Annotated in this window: 12 protein-coding genes; 4 read left to right on the plus strand and 8 right to left on the minus strand. The window is 57.5% G+C overall.

Going from position 1 to position 18,330, the window contains the following annotated elements; all coding sequences use genetic code 11:
- Nucleotides 1-131 precede the first annotated feature (131 nt).
- From tyrS to rpsT, 3 genes are all read right to left on the minus strand, one after another.
- A complete protein-coding gene (tyrS, locus tag NB063_RS20520; protein ID WP_250930636.1) occupies nucleotides 132-1,481 on the minus strand; it encodes a tyrosine--tRNA ligase in 1,350 nt (449 codons plus the stop codon).
- Nucleotides 1,482-1,515: 34 nt separating this feature from the next.
- The gene (ispD, locus tag NB063_RS20525; RefSeq protein WP_250930637.1) at nucleotides 1,516-2,253 is read right to left on the minus strand and encodes a 2-C-methyl-D-erythritol 4-phosphate cytidylyltransferase; all 738 of its coding nucleotides are present in this window, start codon (nucleotides 2,251-2,253) and stop codon (nucleotides 1,516-1,518) included.
- A gap of 228 nt (nucleotides 2,254-2,481) precedes the next feature.
- Nucleotides 2,482-2,754: a 30S ribosomal protein S20 gene (rpsT, locus tag NB063_RS20530; protein WP_250930638.1), complete on the minus strand. Its 273-nt coding sequence runs from the start codon at nucleotides 2,752-2,754 to the stop codon at nucleotides 2,482-2,484.
- Nucleotides 2,755-3,057: 303 nt separating this feature from the next.
- On the opposite strand from rpsT, the gene cobA reads away from it, so the two are divergent.
- A complete protein-coding gene (gene cobA / locus NB063_RS20535) occupies nucleotides 3,058-4,641 on the plus strand; it encodes a uroporphyrinogen-III C-methyltransferase (RefSeq protein WP_250930639.1) in 1,584 nt (527 codons plus the stop codon).
- 116 nt (nucleotides 4,642-4,757) lie between these two features.
- Here the strand turns inward: cobA and ahcY are convergent, their stop codons facing one another.
- Nucleotides 4,758-6,098: an adenosylhomocysteinase gene (gene ahcY / locus NB063_RS20540; RefSeq protein WP_250930640.1), complete on the minus strand. Its 1,341-nt coding sequence runs from the start codon at nucleotides 6,096-6,098 to the stop codon at nucleotides 4,758-4,760.
- A 286-nt stretch (nucleotides 6,099-6,384) separates the two neighbouring features.
- On the opposite strand from ahcY, the gene NB063_RS20545 reads away from it, so the two are divergent.
- Nucleotides 6,385-8,883, plus strand: coding sequence for a PSD1 and planctomycete cytochrome C domain-containing protein (locus NB063_RS20545; protein WP_261367497.1), 2,499 nt, complete (start codon nucleotides 6,385-6,387; stop codon nucleotides 8,881-8,883).
- Between the two features lie 38 nt (nucleotides 8,884-8,921).
- On the opposite strand, the gene NB063_RS20550 is transcribed toward NB063_RS20545, so the two are convergent.
- The 4 genes from NB063_RS20550 to NB063_RS20565 are packed head-to-tail and all read right to left on the minus strand — an operon-like array spanning nucleotide 8,922 to nucleotide 15,580.
- Entirely contained in the window at nucleotides 8,922-10,370 is a 1,449-nt protein-coding gene (locus tag NB063_RS20550; protein WP_250930642.1) for a DUF1501 domain-containing protein, read from the minus strand.
- A gap of 5 nt (nucleotides 10,371-10,375) precedes the next feature.
- Complete coding sequence (locus tag NB063_RS20555) at nucleotides 10,376-13,381, minus strand: PSD1 and planctomycete cytochrome C domain-containing protein (protein WP_250930643.1); 3,006 nt, start codon at nucleotides 13,379-13,381, stop codon at nucleotides 10,376-10,378.
- The gene (locus NB063_RS20560) at nucleotides 13,368-15,059 is read right to left on the minus strand and encodes a LamG-like jellyroll fold domain-containing protein (protein ID WP_250930644.1); all 1,692 of its coding nucleotides are present in this window, start codon (nucleotides 15,057-15,059) and stop codon (nucleotides 13,368-13,370) included. The genes NB063_RS20555 and NB063_RS20560 overlap by 14 nt, the downstream gene beginning before the upstream one ends.
- Nucleotides 15,056-15,580, minus strand: coding sequence for a sigma-70 family RNA polymerase sigma factor (locus NB063_RS20565; protein WP_250930645.1), 525 nt, complete (start codon nucleotides 15,578-15,580; stop codon nucleotides 15,056-15,058). The genes NB063_RS20560 and NB063_RS20565 overlap by 4 nt, the downstream gene beginning before the upstream one ends.
- Before the next feature lie 317 nt (nucleotides 15,581-15,897).
- On the opposite strand from NB063_RS20565, the gene NB063_RS20570 reads away from it, so the two are divergent.
- Both NB063_RS20570 and NB063_RS20575 read left to right on the plus strand, forming a co-directional pair.
- Entirely contained in the window at nucleotides 15,898-17,256 is a 1,359-nt protein-coding gene (locus NB063_RS20570) for an ArsB/NhaD family transporter (protein WP_322975259.1), read from the plus strand.
- Nucleotides 17,257-17,294: 38 nt separating this feature from the next.
- Nucleotides 17,295-18,272: a universal stress protein gene (locus NB063_RS20575; protein WP_250930647.1), complete on the plus strand. Its 978-nt coding sequence runs from the start codon at nucleotides 17,295-17,297 to the stop codon at nucleotides 18,270-18,272.
- The last annotated feature ends 58 nt before the right edge of the window (nucleotides 18,273-18,330 follow it).

Below are 18,330 nucleotides of genomic sequence, written 5' to 3' on the forward strand. Positions count from 1 at the left end.
ACCGCGGATGCCTCCTCTTCGAGCGTCCGAAGCGCAGGAAAAAGCCGAGGACAAACCGGACAGCCCCCCACGCTACATAGCAACGAGTCGGCCGTCCCATCATCTTAGCACGACGGGGTCGATGCGCTGCCTCAGTTTGACGCGCCTGCGACGAGTTTTAGCAGGGCATATTTGCGTTTGCCGCGACGCAGGACGACGACCGTGCGGCCATCAAAGTCAGCTTCGACGATTCGTTTTTGCTCGTCGGTGACGCGGCAATTATTGAGATAGATGCTGTTTTCCTTGACGCTGCGACGGGCTTCCCCGCCGCTCGAACACAACCCGGCGAGCTGCAACGCTTCGACAATCCACAACCCGTCCCCCTCGATCTGGTCACCGGTGACGTCGCAGCTAGGAACATCCGCAAAAATCTCATGCAGCTGCGCATCCGGTGTGTTGCCAAGCTCGCCGCCGAAGAGAATCTGAGTCGCCCGCTGGGCCGCCTCGATTCCGTCCTCGCCGTGCACGAGCTGGGTCATCCACTGGGCCAGCCGTTTCTGCGCCGCCCGCTCACCCGGTGACTGCTCTGTCCGCTCGGCGAGTTCATCGTACTCAGCTTTCTCAATTTCGGTGAGGTACGCGATGCATCTCATCACGTCGTCGTCGGCAACATTGACCCAGTATTGGTAGAACGCGTATGGGCTGGTCCGCTCGGGATCGAGCCACACGGCACCGTTCTCCGTCTTACCCATCTTTTTCCCATCGCTGGTCGTCAACAACGGCGCGGTCAACCCGAAGAGTTGCTCGCCCGCCATCCTGCGGCCGAGATCGATGCCAGCGGTGATGTTCCCCCACTGGTCGCTGCCGCCGGCTTGAACGCGACAACCATGTTCTCGCGAAAGGTAGACGAAGTCGTAGGCCTGCAGCAGCATGTAACTGAATTCGGTGTAGCTCAGTCCCGCCTCGCTGCTCAACCGGCTACGAACGGATTCTTTGCCCATCATCGTGCCGACAGGGAAATTCTTCCCGACGTCGCGAAGAAACTCGAGGTAAGAGTAACCTTGCATCCAATCGAAATTGTTGAGCAGCAGCGCACCATTGGTGCCCTCGAACCCTCCTTCACCCTCGAAGTCGAGGAACCGTCGCATCTGAGCGGCGACGCCCTCCACGTTGATTTGCAATTGCTCCGCCGACAGCAAATTGCGTTCGTCGCTCTTGCCACTCGGGTCACCGATCATCCCAGTCGCGCCGCCGACCAAGGCGATCGGTCGGTGCCCGGCCCGTTGGAACCGCCGCAGCATCATCAGTTGCATCATGCTGCCCACGTGCAAACTTGATGCGGTCGGATCAAAACCGATGTAGACCGTCTGCGATCCCGACGACAGTAGTTTGCCGAGATTCTCCTCATCGGTGATTTGATGCAGCAGCCCGCGCCAACGCAGTTCGCTGAGGAGATCGTCGGTGGACGGTGACGTGGAACGGATCGGTGGCGACTGAGTCATGTTGGTAGGTTTGGTTGTCGGTTGTCGAAAGGGTTCATTGGCTCGCCCGTTTGAGCCGCTCGCTCAGGAGAGCTTCGGCCACGAGCAGATCTTCCGGGTAGGTGATTTTGAGATTATCGGCCGCCCCAGGAACTAATGCGACGGGGTGCCCCATCCGCTCGACCATCTCGGCATCATCAGTCGCGGCGCGGCCGCGATGCCGCTGGTAAGCTTGGCGGATCAAGTCCAGTTGGAAAACCTGGGGAGTCAGCGCAACCCACATTCCCCGGCGGTCAAACGTCGTGCCGCTGTCGCCATCGAGCCCCGTCCGTTTCAAAGTTCCCGTCACCGGCGTGGCCAAAATCGCCGCCTCGGTTTCCGCGGCACGGGCAAAGACGGAATCCAGATCGGAGTCACGCACCAATGGTCGAGCGGCATCATGAATCGCCACCCATCCGATCTCCGGCCGTGATGCACCCGGATTACTGCTAGCAATTTCGGCGAGTGCGGCGGCAACGGTATCACTGCGTTGTTCGCCTCCGATCACGATCTGAAATCGTTCGGGATGTGTCAGCTCTCGCACCTGATGCTCGAACCGGTCTCGATCGCAGGAGGAGACCGCCAGCAAAATTCGCCCCACCTCACATCGCCGCGACAGAATTTCGGCTGCGTGCGTCCAGAGCGGCCGACCACCGAGCAACGCAAAGAGTTTATTTTCCTCCTCGCCGAATCGTCGCCCGCTGCCCGCGGCAGGCAAGATGACTGCAACGCTACCGGGGGAAAGTGAAGTCATGGGCGGGGCAGAGAAAGAAACGAAGTCCTGGAGCAACACGATCGGGGCGGAATTTCAAACATCGCCCCGCGATCACCCGGGAAAATTCTTGCGCGCGTTTCGGTTCCAGGAATGCAGTGCGATTGAGCAGCTACATTTCAGGGCAGGGGGATTTCTTCAAGTTCCGATGGCCGAAGATTTTCGAAAAATCCGCGACGCCCACCCTCGCTTCTTCGCCTAGAAGGGGCCTTAAGCGGCTTGAGTGGCTTTCTTCATCGCTGCGTTGAGACGACTCTTGGTGCGATTAGCCGCGTTGCGGTGGATCACTTTGCGAGCAGCAGCTTGATCGAGTTTCTTGCACGCCAATCGAAATTCACTTTGTGCCTTTTCTTGATCGCCCGCTGCGACGGCTTCACGGACACGACGAACTGCCGACCGCATGTTGCTGCGGACACCTCGGTTACGAAGACGGCGAACTTCACTTTGGCGAAGTCGTTTTTTGGCGCTCTGGGTATTTGGCATGTGATTGGCGGTGGCAGATGCCACCCCGATGGAGACTGAAAAAGTGGGATTTCGGAGCGGTCGGCCGCTCTCGAGGTAAATGGGAAGCGGCGTAGTATGACAATCGTGTCGGTCACTGTCCAGACTCATGAAAAACTTCCATAATCCTTTTAATCCTCCCCCGCGAGAAAGTCACTCTTTCCGCTGAGGATCAGCCCTCGCGACCGCCAAACCACGTCCGCAAGCGGGCGAAATCGAACTTTGGGCCTCGCCAAACGGACAGACCGCGAGACCGAACCTCCCATTCTTGCCTCCCTTCAATTCGTGACCCCTCGCCCAGTGACCTCCCCTCGCGACGACTCGACCACGCCGACGACACCTACCTCACCCGAGGCCGACTCGGTCAAACAACGTGGTTTTGTCGCCCTGGTCGGCGCCGGTCCCGGCCACCCCGAACTGTTAACCCTCCGCGGACAATATTGGCTGAGCCGGTGCGACGTCGTCCTCTACGACGGCCTTTCAAACGCGGAAATGTTGGCCCACGCCCCGCAGGCGGAACACATTTGCGTTGGAAAACACGGCCAATCGAGGATTTGGACGCAGCCGGAAATTATCACCGAGACCCTTCGGCACGCGGCGGCCGGAAAATCCGTCGTGCGGCTCAAAGGCGGCGACCCGGCGGTTTTCGCCCGCACCAGCGAAGAGGTCGACGCCCTCGTTGCAGCGAATATCCCGTTTGAGATCGTCCCCGGGATCACGGCCGCACTGGCGGCAGGATCCTACGCTGGAATCCCGATCACCCATCGCGGCATCGCATCCGCCGTCGCACTCGTGACCGGACACGAAGAACCCGGCAAACCCGAATCCGCTTTGGACTGGGCCGCATTGGCCGCCTTCCCAGGAACCCTCGTTATCTACATGGGCGTGACCACAGCCGATGTTTGGACGCGAGCCCTGCTCGATGCAGGAAAACCACCGGAAACTCCTTGTGCGATCCTGCGACGATGCAGCCTACCGGACCAGCAACAGATCACGTGTCGGCTCGACGAAGTCGCCGGCCACCTGACTCCCGCGAGCAAGTTTCGACCGCCCGTGATCACCATCGTCGGGGATGTGACGAAGCTTTCCGAAACGATGGATTGGTTCAGCCGTCGACCGCTGCACGGACAGCGAGTTCTCGTCACTCGCCCCGTGGAACAGGCCGACGAACTTGCACGGCCACTGGAGGATCTCGGTGCGATCACGGTCCGACAAAGCGTGATCGAGATTATGCCGCCAGCAAACTGGGAACAGATTGATAACGCAATCGATCGCCTGCCCACCTTTCAAACGATCATTTTTTCGAGCACCAACGCTGTCTGCTATTTCCTCGATCGCTTGCTCGAACGAGGATACGACGTTCGATCCCTAGCGGGCTTGCGAATCGCCGCCCTTGGCAAAGCCACGGCAACACGGCTCAGCGAATATCACCTCAATGCCGATCTCATCCCCAGCGAATTCACCGCCGACGGATTGGTGCGGGACCTCTGGACCAGCGTGAGTGACGAAAACGTGCTGATCGTCCGCGCCAATCGAGGCAGTCGCGTGCTACCGGACGGACTCGCCGCAGCAGGTGCCCGAGTCGAAGAGGTCGCCGCCTATCAAAACGTCGACGTCGAGCATGCAGATCCCAAAATTGCCGAGATGCTGAGACAAGGTGAAATCGACTGGATCACGGTCACCAGCAGCGCGACCGCCGAAAACCTACATCGCTTATTCGGCGATGACCTGCAGGGATGTCGCTTCGTCGCGATTAGCCCCATCACCGCCGAAGTGCTCCGTTCGCACGATTACGACGTCGCCGCGATCGCGGAAACGCCTTCCATGGACAGCCTCGCCGATGCCGTCGCCAAAGCATCTCAGGCATAACCGCCGGCGACTGCAACGGTGGTCCGAACGCATCCGCCAACAAGCACGCATCCATAAAAAAACCGGAGTCAAATGACTCCGGTTCGATGTTTACTTGCGTTTAGACCGATGGGGTCTTAGTAGCGGTAATGGTCTGGCTTGTAAGGACCTTCGACCGGCACACCGAGATAATCGGCTTGTTCTTGGGTCAAAGTCGTGAGCTTCACGCCGAGTTTCTCGAGGTGCAAACGTGCGACTTCTTCGTCGAGTCGTTTGGGCAGCATGTAAACCTTGTTTTCATACTGACCGGTTTGTTGCCACAACTCGAGTTGAGCAAGAACTTGGTTGGTGAACGAGGTGCTCATCACGAAACTTGGGTGACCAGTGGCACAGCCCAAGTTGACCAAGCGGCCTTTCGCCAAGATCAAAATGCTACGACCGGTGTCCTTGAACGTGTAACGATCAACCGCACCAATTTCCGAAGGCTTGATCTCAACCTTGGTTGCTTTGCCCTGAGCGACTTGATCTTCCAACCAAGCCACGTCGATTTCGGTATCGAAGTGACCGATGTTGCAGAGGATCGCGTCATTGGCCATTTCAACCATGTGCTGACCAAGGATGATGTCCTTGTTGCCGGTCGTGGTGACGAACAAACGGCCTTCTTTGCAAGCGTCTTCCATCGTGACGACTTCGAAACCTTCCATCACCGCTTGCAGAGCGTTGATCGGGTCGATTTCGGTCACGATCACGCGGCAACCGTAACGCTGCAGGCTTTGAGCACAGCCCTTGCCGACATCGCCGTAACCACAAACCACAGCGACTTTACCAGCGAGCATCACGTCGGTGGCTCGTTTGACACCGTCGGCGAGCGACTCGCGGCAACCGTACAGGTTGTCGAACTTGCTCTTGGTCGCCGAATCGTTGACGTTGATCGCGGGAACCTTCAGCTTGCCAGTGCGGTTGAGCACTTCCAGGCGGTGAATCCCGGCGGTGGTCTCTTCGCTGATACCACGGATTTCGCCCAGCAATTCTGGGAATTTATCGTGAACCATGGCGGTCAAGTCACCACCATCGTCGAGGATCATGTTGAGCGGTTTGCCCGACGGGAAATTCAAGGTTTGCTCGATGCACCAATCGAATTCCTCATCGCTCATGCCCTTCCAGGCATAAACAGGAATTCCGGCTTTGGCGACCGCGGCGGCGGCGTGATCTTGGGTGCTGAAAATATTGCAGCTACTCCAGGTCACTTCGGCGCCGAGCTCAACGAGGGTTTCGATCAAAACCGCCGTTTGAATGGTCATGTGGAGGCAACCGGCGATGCGGGCACCCTTCAACGGTTTGGACGCGCCATACTTCTCGCGAAGGGCCATCAAACCGGGCATTTCGTTTTCGGCAAGCTCGATTTCTTTGCGACCGTACTCGGCCAGCGAAATGTCTCGAACCTTGTAAGGAAGTCGTTCTACAGCGACTTGGGACATGCTTTTCTCTCGTTTTTTTGGGGAAGCAGTGTGATAAAATGGGTTACGTGAACGTATCTCTTGTGCATGTGATGCACGCGAGGGGCGCTCACCAGACCGATCACAGGGACTCCCGCTGGCCCGATTCGCAAGCGAAATATTGTAACCAATGCTGGGAAATTGCCATCCCTATTCGAAGGCAATTTCTTCGACTTTTACCGGTTAGACCGCTCTCAATCGTGATTGATCACGACTTCCCGGCCAATTTTTTGGCTCCCGCCCTTCCCACCGCCCCCCGCCCAATCTCATGCGTCAGCTTTTGAGCCCACGAAGCCCGCGACATCGACAACCTGTGACCCTCGCATTCATTTCGTGGCTACTCTTAGCGTCCACCGCCCAAGCTGAAATCGACTACGCGCGCGAAGTCCAACCGATACTCGCCCGCAAGTGCTTTTCCTGCCACGGTCCCGATCAGGCGGAATCGGGAATCGCTTTTCACCAAGCCGACTTGGCACTCGCCGAAGCGGATTCGGGCGACTTCGCGATCGTCCCCGGCGATGTCGAGGGAAGCGGGATGATCACCAGAATTCTGACCGACGACGAATATGAACAGATGCCGCCCGAGGGAGAGCGGCTCAGGGCAAGCGAAATTGCGATCTTGAAACAATGGATCGACGAAGGCGCCACCTTCAGCCGCCACTGGGCATTCGAACCGCTCAGCAATCCGCCGGTGCCGCAGCTCAGCGAAAACAGCCGCAACACCGCTAACCTCACCACTGCCAGCGATGACCTCCATCCGATCGACGCATTCGTGTTTAGCCGCCTCGACGAGGCCGGACTCAAACAGGCTCCTCCCGCCGACAAACGAACCCTGATTCGCCGGGCAACCTACGACCTCACCGGTCTGCCGCCGACGCCACAGCAGGTCGAAGAGTTCATCGCGGACACCGACCCGCACGCGTACGAAAATTTGATCGACCGACTGCTCGCGTCGCATCATTACGGCGAACGCTGGGGCCGACATTGGCTCGACCTCGTTCGATACGCCGAGACCAATTCGTTCGAGCGTGATGCAGCCAAACCCAATGCTTGGAAGTACCGCGACTATGTCATTCGTTCGTTCAACGAAGACAAACCCTACGATCAATTTGTTCAAGAACAACTCGCAGGCGATCTCTTCGAACACCCCACGACCGAATCTCTGACCGCGACGGGGTACTACCGTCTCGGGATCTGGGACGATGAACCCGCCGATCCGCTGCAAGCCCGCTACGACGAACTCGACGATCTGATCACCACCACCGGCCAAGCATTTCTTGGCCTGACCATCAATTGTGCCCGATGCCACGATCATAAGATCGATCCGATACCGACGACGGACTACTACGGCATGCTCGCCTTCTTCGCCGACATGACGCCCTACGCGTCGCGCAGCGATCTCGTTGGCAATAACCAAGTCGACGTCAGCTCTCCGCAACTGATCGAGCAATATCGTCAATGCGACGTAGACCTTGCACGGATCAACAGCGAACGCATCGAGCTCGAACAGGCCGGTATCGTTCACATGTCCGCCAGCGACCAACGCGCCACCGAAGGCAACGCGAGAGATCGAAAACGAGTGTTGAGCGAAAAACTCGATCAACATCTCACCGACGAACAGCGTCTCCGATACGCGCAACTCGAAGCGGAACTCAAACTCGTTAACAAACGACGCAGACAACTGCCACCGCGAGAGCAAGTCCTCGGCATCGCCCGTAAACGAAAGATCGCAAACACCTTCGTGATGTATCGTGGCAATCCACACTCACCAACCGAAACCGTTTCACCACACGTCCCCGAAATCTTCGAAGAGAATCTGCCGCCCATCGACGACGATCAACGCCGCCTCGAATTAGCCCGCTGGATGACGACACCGTCCAACCGGCTGACGACGCGTGTCATTGTCAATCGAATTTGGCAGCACCACTTCGGCCGAGGTATTGTTCGTTCGGCCAACAATTTTGGCCAATTGGGGACGCCTCCGACTCACCCGCAATTGCTGGACTATCTCGCCGGCGTGTTCGTCGACAACGGTTGGAAAATAAAAGCGATGCATCGGTTGATCATGACCAGTCGCACTTACAAAGCCGCCGCTGCCCTGACGCCGGAACAAACAACCATGGTCGGCGACACCGCCACGATCGATCCCGGCAACGACCTGTTTTGGCGTTTCGATCCACGACGACTCGCCGCCGAAGAAGTCCGAGACTCAATCTTAGCCGTCGTGGGCACGCTCAATCGAGAACCCTACGGGCCGAGCTTTTACGAAGCGTTGTCTCCCGAAGTCTTGGCGGGACAATCCAGGCCCGGCAAAGGCTGGGGGCAGTCCAATGAGTCGCAGCGCAACCGCCGCAGCGTTTACATCCATGTCAAACGCTCCCTGCTCACGCCGTTGCTCTCGGCATTCGATTTCCCCGAACCCGACACAACCTGCGAAGCCCGATTCGCGACACTGCAACCCGGCCAAGCCATGTCGCTGCTCAACAGCGATTTCATCCACGAGAAAGCGAATCAACTCGCCAGCTCAATTCGTGCTGAAATCAGCTCCCGTCCGGAATCGGATACGCGTGTGAACGACAACATGCCGGCGTTCATAAAGGGAGTCATTCACCGTGTGCTCGCTAGAAAGGCGACCGACGAAGAAATCGCCGATGGCGTCGAACTAATCGAAGAACTCATCACCCGCCATGCGATGCCACGGCAACGCGCCGAGGCACTCTACGCACTGAGCGTTCTGAACTGGAACGAGTTCGTCTTCGTGTTCTAACTCACGAGGATTCCCGAGTCGGCGACTCGCAGATCGAGTCACGCGAGCAATTCTTGAATCACCTCACCGCCGAACTGGCTGAGCTGTTTATACCGACCACCATGGAAATAGGTCAGCTTGTTGTCATCGAGACCGAGCAGGTGAAGCAACGTCACATGCAAATCCCGAATCGGGTGGACGCATTCGACCGCGGTCGATCCGATTTCATCGGTCGCACCTACGACCGCTCCTCGTTTGACGCCTCCTCCCGCCATCAACATGGTCATCGCATTGTTGTTATGCCCGCGGCCGAGCGAATAAACGCCACCCCGTTTATTGTTGTCCGGAGTGCGGCCAAACTCGCCCGTCCAGATGACCAGCGTGTCGTCCAACATCCCGCGTTGTTTTAGATCGCGAATCAACGCCGCCATCGGTTTGTCGACGCTCTTGATTCGCGACGCGTGGCCACGTTCGAGATAATCATGACTGTCCCAACCGCCACTGAAAATCTGCACGAACCGCACACCACTTTCCACTAATCGCCGCGCCATCAAACATTGCCGTCCGAACGTCTCCGTATCGGGATCGTTCATCCCGTACATTTCGAGCGTCGCCTGCGATTCTTGATTAAGGTCGATCACGCCGGGCACTTCGCTCTGCATTCGGTACGCGAGTTCATAGCTCTCCATCCGCGCTGCGAGATCCCCTTGCCCGCCGCCAATCGACTCGAGATGGGATTGATTGAGTAACGCGAGTTCATCAAGAGCACGCCGTTGATGCTCACGACTTTTGAACGACTGCGGCGAGAGATCCAACAGCGGCGATCCCTCGGGCCTTAATCGGGTTCCCTGATAGTGAGCCGGCAGAAAACCATTGCTCCAATTCCCCGAACCGCCCTGCGGCATCGCCAGTTCCGTCATCACGACATAACCAGGCAGATTCTGGTTCACACTCCCGAGCCCGTAAGTCGTCCAAGAACCGAGCGCCGGATCACCGCCCAGCCGACTGCCAGTGTTCATATGAAACAACGCTTCGGGATGATTGAGCGACTCGGCTTGCAACCCGCGATAATTACACAGCTCATCGGCCACGAAAGGGTCAGCCAGATATTCCCACTGGTCGCACATATCGAGCCCGGCATCACCTACCTTGCGAGACCCGAAGGGGCTACCGACGAAGAACTTAAATCCCTTCTCTTGGCCGCCCGTTCGCTTGGACTCTGTCTTGTGCAGACGCGTCAGTTCGGGCTTGGGATCGAACGTATCCATCTGTCCTGGCCCGCCTTCCATGAACAACATGATGACTGCCTTGGCGCGAGCCGGATGCATCGGTGGCTTTGGAGACAACGGACCGCCCGCAGCCGCCGCAATCGCTTTCGCATCCGCCGCCGACTCTGCGGCGAGCATGTCCGTCAGCGCGACCGACCCGAGCGACGCACCAAGACCGTACAAGAAACCGCGACGTGTCGCGGATGTCGAAACAGGGCGTGAGCAAAGGAGATGAGACATCAAGTCTACCGAATGTAGAGAAATTCGTTGGTATTAAATAAAAGCAAACAGAGGTCCGCCAATGCTCGCGTTTCGGGCGAAACATCAGCCGGTTTAGCGTCCGGAACGTAGCGTTCGAACACCGGCAAGATTTCGGTGTACTCAAAAGGCCTACCGGTAAACTCCTCGACCAGCGAACGCGTGATCTCGGTCGGATATTCCGTCGGCTCAGGATCGACGTCCGCATGATACGTCTGCATGTCGGCCACATATTCACCCAGTCGATCCGACTCATGAGGTCGAGGTGATCGCCCGAGCAAGATTCGAAACGCGGCTTCGATTTGCCCGTGTGTCTCCGGCTCAATCTCTTGCAAACGCTTTGCCATCGCGATCGAGCGGTCCGTCATCACGTCGCTGTTGAGCAGCGTCAACGCCTGCGGCGTCACGGCGGCAACGTCGCGTCGTTCGCACGATTCGTTCGGGTTCGGCTGATTGAACAGTTCCAGCATCGGATCGGCTTGCCCACGAACCCGATACGCGTAGATCGATCGTCGATTTCGTTGTTCCGGCAATCGTGAAGGCTGATATGCGGGAGCCAGCGAAAATTGAATCATCCGTGGCTGCAACGCCACTTCCATATTGATTTCTGAACTGATCGGCAAACCACCTGCTTCGAGATTTAACTCTCCCGTCATCGCGAGCATCGCGTCTCGCAACTCCTCGGCCGTCATCCGCCGGATCGGAAAATACGCCAGGGTTGTGTTATCCGGATCAGCGTCACGTAACGTTTCATGGTTTGGATGATAGCTGCTGCGTTGATAGGCATCCGACAGCATGATCATCCGGTGCATCCGCTTGATCTTCCATCCGCCATTTAGAAAATCGGAGGCAAGGAAATCGAGCAGTTCCGGATGGGTCGGCTTAGCCCCTTTGGCACCAAAGTTATTCGCATTCGCGGCAATTCCTACTCCAAAATGCGACTGCCAAATGCGATTGACGATTGCTCGCGAGGTGAGCGGGTTCCTCGCATCCGCGATCCAGCGTGCCAACCCGAACCGACGACCGTTGATATTGTCCGTGAGCCGATACTCGTCGCCCAAGTCGTTGCTCTCGACCTCGCCTCGACGCACGCCAACGCCTGTCATACTGAGCACCCCAGGCCCGACCGGATCCGCCGGGGCCGTGATGGCACCACCGGTCAGAATGAAGGACTCGGTCGGCTGATTGAGATTGATCTTCTCCTTCAATCGCAATTTGCGGGCTCCGATGTTAACGCCGACGTCTGATGAATTGAACACGCTCTGCGCCATCGGCTGATACCGCTCGAGCCGCCGCGTCCAAATCCACTCATCTTGATTGCGAACCTTGAGCCGACCTTGCTCGATGTGGTTCAGTCCGACGTGCCGCGGTGGTTTCATTTCATCGGGCAACTCCTTTCGCTCATCTTCGTTCTTGTACGGCAGATTGTGTTCTTCAAACCATTTCCGGGCCGCAGCCTCCTGTTTCGAGACGAGTTCGTTCTTCTTGGTCGTCGCATAGGCGAGCATCCGCTCCACGTGGCGTTTTCCTTCCTTAAATCCATTCCGGTTTTCCGATGGCAGGAAAGGCACCGGGCGTTCCGCCATCTGCGTTGCCGAAAACGCCGAGTAGATGCGGTAGTAGTCCCGCGTTGGAATCGGATCAAACTTGTGATCGTGACATTTCACGCACCGCAGCGTCGTCGCCAAGAATGTCTGGCCGACGTTGTTGACGATGTCATCGAGAAAGATTTGGCGGGCCTCTTCCTTTTCGACCATCGCGTTATCCCAATGCCCCATGCGAAGATAACCCGTCGCCACGATCGCTTCGGCTTCCTCGGCCGTGTAGTCGCCATCGAGGCGTACTTGATGAACCTGTTTTTCGAGCTTGTCAGCATCGACGTCTTCGCCGAGCGATTTTATCAGCCGCGCCCGTACCGACTCGTCAGCCAACTCGTCACCGGCAATCTGCTCGACGATGAACTGGTCATAGGGTTTGTCGTTGTTGAATGACCGAATCACGTAATCGCGATATCGCCACATATTGGACCGCTCGTAGTCATTCGCCATCCCGCCCGTGTCTGCGTACCGGGTGACATCGAACCAATGCTGAGCGGCACGTTCGCCATACTGCGGACTGGCCAACAACCGATCGACGAGTTCTTCCCACGCGGCCTTAGGATCGCGTTCACTGGCAGCCACGAATTGGTCGATTTCCTCCGGTGAAGGCGGCAATCCAGTTAGATCAAAAGTCGCTCGGCGGATCAGTTCGACCGGCGTCGCACGCGGCGCCGCCGCAAACCCGGCCTCATCGAGACGGCGATTGATCAACGAATCGATCGCGGCCTCTCCAACCAACTCCGTCTCCGAGCGAACCGGCTTCAATGCCCACAAGTCATCGACGTCGTAACGACGCAGCGTCCATTGCTCGGACGTCCCGCCGCTCGTGGTCACGAGAACGCCATCATCGGTGACCTCACGAGTCGCCTCCTCTAGCCGTATCGCCGTTTGAGTCTCTTCATCGGGCCAGGCCGCCCCGAGCCGGATCCATTCGCGAACCGCGTCAATCTGCGTTTGAGAGAGTCGATCGTTTTCTTTGGGTGGCATCTCGTTCGATTGCCATTCGATCGACTGAACCAATACACTCCCGTCTGGATCGCCCGGTACGATTGCAGGCTCACCCGTTTCGCCACCATCAAGCAAACCTTGCAAAGTACGCATGTCGAATTCGCCTCGACGTTTTTCAACATCCGCGCCGTGACACCCAAAACACTTTTCGCCAAAGACCGGCAGCACCTTCAACGCAAAGAGACGCTGACCGGCACGTTCATCCTCCGATTCATGCGATTCCGCCATCAACGTTGAAGCGTTCACAAGCATTAACACGCACGCCATCCACCGGAACGCGAACCGGCACAGACGCCCGCTTCGCTCACCCATCCCGACCGGTGACATTTCTCCGGAGGACGAGACGCACGATTTATTTTCGATACACATGCCCTTACGGTTTTCCATGGACATAGATCTCCTGTATTTCTTCCGCCGAGAGCGGTTCTGAAAAAATTGCTAACTCATCGATACTGCCATTCAAGTTTCGAATCGCGAAATCGAGATCCGGCCGATTAGGCCGCGTCCAGTTCCCGATCGTCGAAGGACCAAACCGCGTGACAGTCGCGACTTGGTCGGCCGGTATCTCTTGCTCGTGCAGCAACTCACCGTTGAGGTAGTGACGCGTGAGACGCCGATCGACGTCATAGGTGGTTGCCAGGTGTAACCATTTCCCGCTGAGTGACGGTTCCCAAAAGACAGGCGAGAGAACTTTGCGTTGGTTCCCCAAAGGACTTTTCACACCTCGCTTGCAGACCGAGAAATACAGTTGCCCGGTATCGAGAATCTGCCAATGCGGCTCCCCCTCATCATACTCATCGGTGAGGAACAAAGAGTTGTACCAACGGTCAAGACTGTCGATTCGAACCCAGGCGGAAAAACTGAGCGATCGAAATTCACCTGGAATCGATACCCGCACCCGGTCGCCCGGGCGTTTGAACTCCAGCGAGTTCTTGCCATCCCATCGGCCGACCGCAGGCACCGCCCCCACGATCGCACCGTCGAGCTCGCGGTTAGCCGGCTCGGTTCGGCAGGGCAACCGCCGATTCCAACGCTCCGGATCGTTGAAGTCGTAATAAGCGATTAACCGCTCATCTTTTCGAAACGATTCGGTCCAACGCTTCCACGCTTCCAATTGATCCACCTGTCGAGCGGATAGTTGTTGATGAAACGACGCCATGTCCACAAACCGGTTTGGGCGAGCGATCGCATCCGCCAATTCGCCGCGGCGGTCGTGCATGACGGCATCGCCTTGTCCGAGCAAACGTATCGCTGAGCCGCCGTGATGCACTTCGACTTCACCGTCAAATACTTCGACATCGGCCCCTTCGGTCGATACCGAAACACCAAACTCCGTCCCCAAGTCCACGACTCGCAAATCATCCGCTTCAACGGTAAAGCCGTGTGCGGCCGGAGGAACTTGGGCGCGTAATTTTCCTTGACGCAATCGAGCCAGCTCAGTCGATACGAGTTGCAACTCCGCTGGCCCTTCGAGAAGGATCGTTGCGCCGCAGAAAAACTCGATCTGCACGAGCCCTTGTTCGATTCTAAACTCGCCGGGGACGAGCGATTGACCGGCCGACAATTCTCGCCCGTCTACCTGCGAGTTCACACCCACCAACTGCGTGACGATCGCAACACCGCGTGAGGACGGCTCCACATCCGACGCTTTGCGAACGATCGCAACAGAACTTGCATTGCCTTCGTTTGATTCGACCACATCGTCGCCAAACGGAGGCGCCGACAAAAATGCCGCCACCAGTAGGCTGGCTGCGAGGGCACCGACGACGAACGCGACCACACGCGCCGAGCGTTCCCCGCCCGCAGCATCAACAGACGGCGGCGCTGCCGTCGTCGGGGCAGACCGATCCGATGCCGCACCCGATGGTAACGGCAACGAAATGCTCTCTCCGCTACCGGCCTCTGACATTAGCGCGACGTTGAACGTCTGCAAACGCGCAAAATGGCCTCGTGCGGCTTCGTCTGTCCGCAGAATCTCACGCAGCCGCCCGAGACCTTCGTTGTCGAGGACACCGGCTTCCCAGTCGTGCAACAAATGTTCGAGTTCTTGCAATTGATCTTTCACGATTCATTCATCATTAATTGTTCCGACACGCAGCGAAAGAGTTTCTGGCGGGCCCGACTCAGCGCGACCTTTACCGCGCCACCACTGCGACCCACGGCGGCAGCGATATCGGCGATCGAGCGATCATGAAAGTAACGGTGATGAATTAAAGCCCGGTTCTCCTCGTCCAGACGTGCCAAACACATGCGTAGCGGTGTTCGGTAGTCGTCCAATCGATTCATTTCCTTTTCGAGCACGCCACAAAGTTGCTCGGCGAGTTCGGAATCGATCAAGACTCGCTCACGCCCGCGATCCCGGATACTCGAGAGGACTTGGAGTCGCGCGATCGCAAAAGCCCACGGCCCGAAAGGTTTTTCCGGATCGTATTCACCAATTTTTCGCCACAGCACCAAATTCGTTTCCTGAACCACATCGCTCGCTTGCGCGTGATTGCCCAAGAGCGAATACACATACCCATACAGCCGAGCCTGATGCTCGGTGAGCTGTTGGACGAATTGCTCAGTTTGGTTGGCCGCAGTCACATGGATTCCTCTTGAGAGCTGTTTCCGCCAATTCGGCCGAGGTTACAGCGGGATGGTCCATTTTATCAAAATAAGTCATAATCGCCGTCTTTTTATGCCAATTGCGGTATGAGAACGTCGATTCGCCAAGGAGATCCTTCTCGATGCTGCACACTCAACTTGCGACATGCGAGCCGTTTGCGAACTGTTTGCCAAACTGGGAACCCCCGGTTTATTCCATCGCTCTGGGCTCCCACACGCCACCGGTTTCATTCTCGCCCCTGGCGTCCACCTCACCGATCCATCACGTCTCGGTCCTGGCCTCGTCGCTGAACGAAATGCCGACGGCGTCGTCGCCCGCCTGGATCATGCTGTTGTTTGTTGCCGTGATGATGGCAACGTACGTGGGAGTCGCGATCGAACGGTTTCACAAAACCGTCGCGGCCTTATGCGGGGCAGCAGTACTGATCATCCTCAGCATGGCGCTGAACTTGTTCCCTTATCCGAAGGTCTATGAGTTCCTCAAAGAAGATCTGAACATCTTCGGCGTCATCATCGGAACAGGCATCCTCGTCGATGTGGTGGGCAAAAGCGGCCTGTTTCATTTCCTGAGTATGTGGATCGTCCGCTTCACGGGAGGGCAAGCGGCACGGTTGTTCCTCACGTTGTGCCTCGTGACGTTTCTGTTTGTCAGCGTTTTGACCATCGTTCCCGCGATGCTGATCCTCAGTTCCTTGGTGCTGGTGATCTGTCGTTCACTCGGTTACAAGCCGATGCCGCTGCTATTGTCGGTCGCGATCTGCGCGAACAGCGGAGCGATCGCCACCTTCGCCAGTGGGCTGCCCAATATCATGATCGGCACGTCGGCCGGAATCCCCTACGTCGACTTCCTGAAAGTCTCGCTGCCTTATGCCGCCGTGAGTCTGGTCATCGCCATCATCGGGTTGCGGTTTTTCTTTCGCAACGATCTTCCGTGGAAACAGTCCGAAGCGGACAAGGCGGCTCTCAAACAGCAAATCGAAGGCTTCGATCCGTGGGCGATGGTGGAAGACCGTCGCGTCCTGTTACGCAGCGCCACGATTCTGATCGGCACCGTTTGTGGATTCGCCCTCGCTCAACCTCTCGGCGTCGGGATGGACTTCGTCGCGATGGTCGGGGCCACCGCCGCGTTGCTGTTTTCTGGTAAAGGCGTCGAAGACGCGATCGGCAAAGTCAATTGGACCGTGATCCTATTCTTCATGGGCCTGTTTGTGATTATCGGATGCGTCAAAGAAACCGGGGCATTAAAATGGGTGGCCGAGCAAGTCATCGCGTTCTCGGACAATCAACTCGCATTGCTGATCCCATTACTGGGTGTGTTCTCGGCAGTCGCCAGCTCAATCGTTGACAATATTCCCGTCGCCGCGACACTGATTCCGATCGTGCAGGACATCTCCGGTGGCGATACAGGTGTGCCCGCCGAACCGTTGTGGTGGGTGCTGGTCATCTGCTGTAACCTCGGTGGGAACGGCACTCCGATCGGTTCGATATCTTGTGTGATCGCGATCTACGCCCTTAAGAAGGAGGCCGGCATCCACGTCGGCTGGGGTACGTTCTTGAAACTCGGAGGGGCAATCATGCTGTTCCAAATCACCGGTGCGATTCTGTACGTCATGCTATTGCATTGGCAGGGATGGATTCCGGCGCTCCCATCGTAAGCTTTTCTTTCTCCTCAACTCAATCAGGCTCACCAGCAATGGACGATGCATCTGACTTTGATCGCGACGTCGACAACGCGATGCGAATGTTCGAACGTGCCCACGTCGGTTCCGCTACGCCACTGACGCCGGTCCGCCCATCCCGCGTCATGCTGGTGCTCGACGGTTCCGATCAAGACGACGCTTCGATCGCATCGGCCGTCCACCTCCGTGAGGTCTACAATACGGAAACACTCGTTCTCGATGCCCGGGAGCACTCCGGCGACGCGAACGAATCGGGTCAGCCGCCGGCCGCACCCTCGTCCAACGAATTGGCAACACAAGCGGCATCTCGAATCAGTGGCGCTCGCTCGATCACGCGTCCACCGGGAGAATCCTTCGAAGCGATTTTGCAATCCCTCAAGGTTCACGACGTCAACCTCCTGATCGTCCCGTGTCCCTTCGGACGCTCATTCGTAAAAATCGGTGCGGACAGCGTCGGCACCGTCGTGGACGTGTTGCTATCGCGGTGCTCGGTTCCATTCCTTGTCATCCGCCATCCCGACCAACCGCTCCCCCAGTGCGTTGGGCGAGTCAGCGTGCTCGTCGGCAGCGAGTGCGACGTTGAGAACCGGGCCGCGGCATGGGCATTCGGATTAGCACAACCCGGTGGAAAGGTTTCGCTCAATCTCGTCGTCGAAAGAGAACACTTTGAAAATGTCCGCACGATCCTCGAATCGGTCGATCCCGACAAAGAGTTTGACGTCGAGATGCTCACGGACGTTTTGACGCGGACCCACCAAAACTTGCACGCCGCGATGAGCAAGACGGCCGGTGAACTCGGCGTCGAGTACGCCCTGATTCCCCAACCGGGAGAGATCGCGCCGCCCCATCCACTCTCCGACACCCACAAGCAATTACTCGTTTTGCCGCTCGAAGTCGACGACCGTTTCACCCAAGGGTTCGTGATCGACCGCATCCGCCGCAGTCCACATCCAGTCTTGGTGGTCTCGGGCCACGTCAAAGCCGATGCCTAGCCCGCCGATGCGGCGTCGCCAGCGGACGGTTCCGGCAGCACCCTACGACGAACCAACC

The organism is Aporhodopirellula aestuarii (genome assembly GCF_023701485.1).
Taxonomy (GTDB): domain Bacteria; phylum Planctomycetota; class Planctomycetia; order Pirellulales; family Pirellulaceae; genus Rhodopirellula; species Rhodopirellula aestuarii.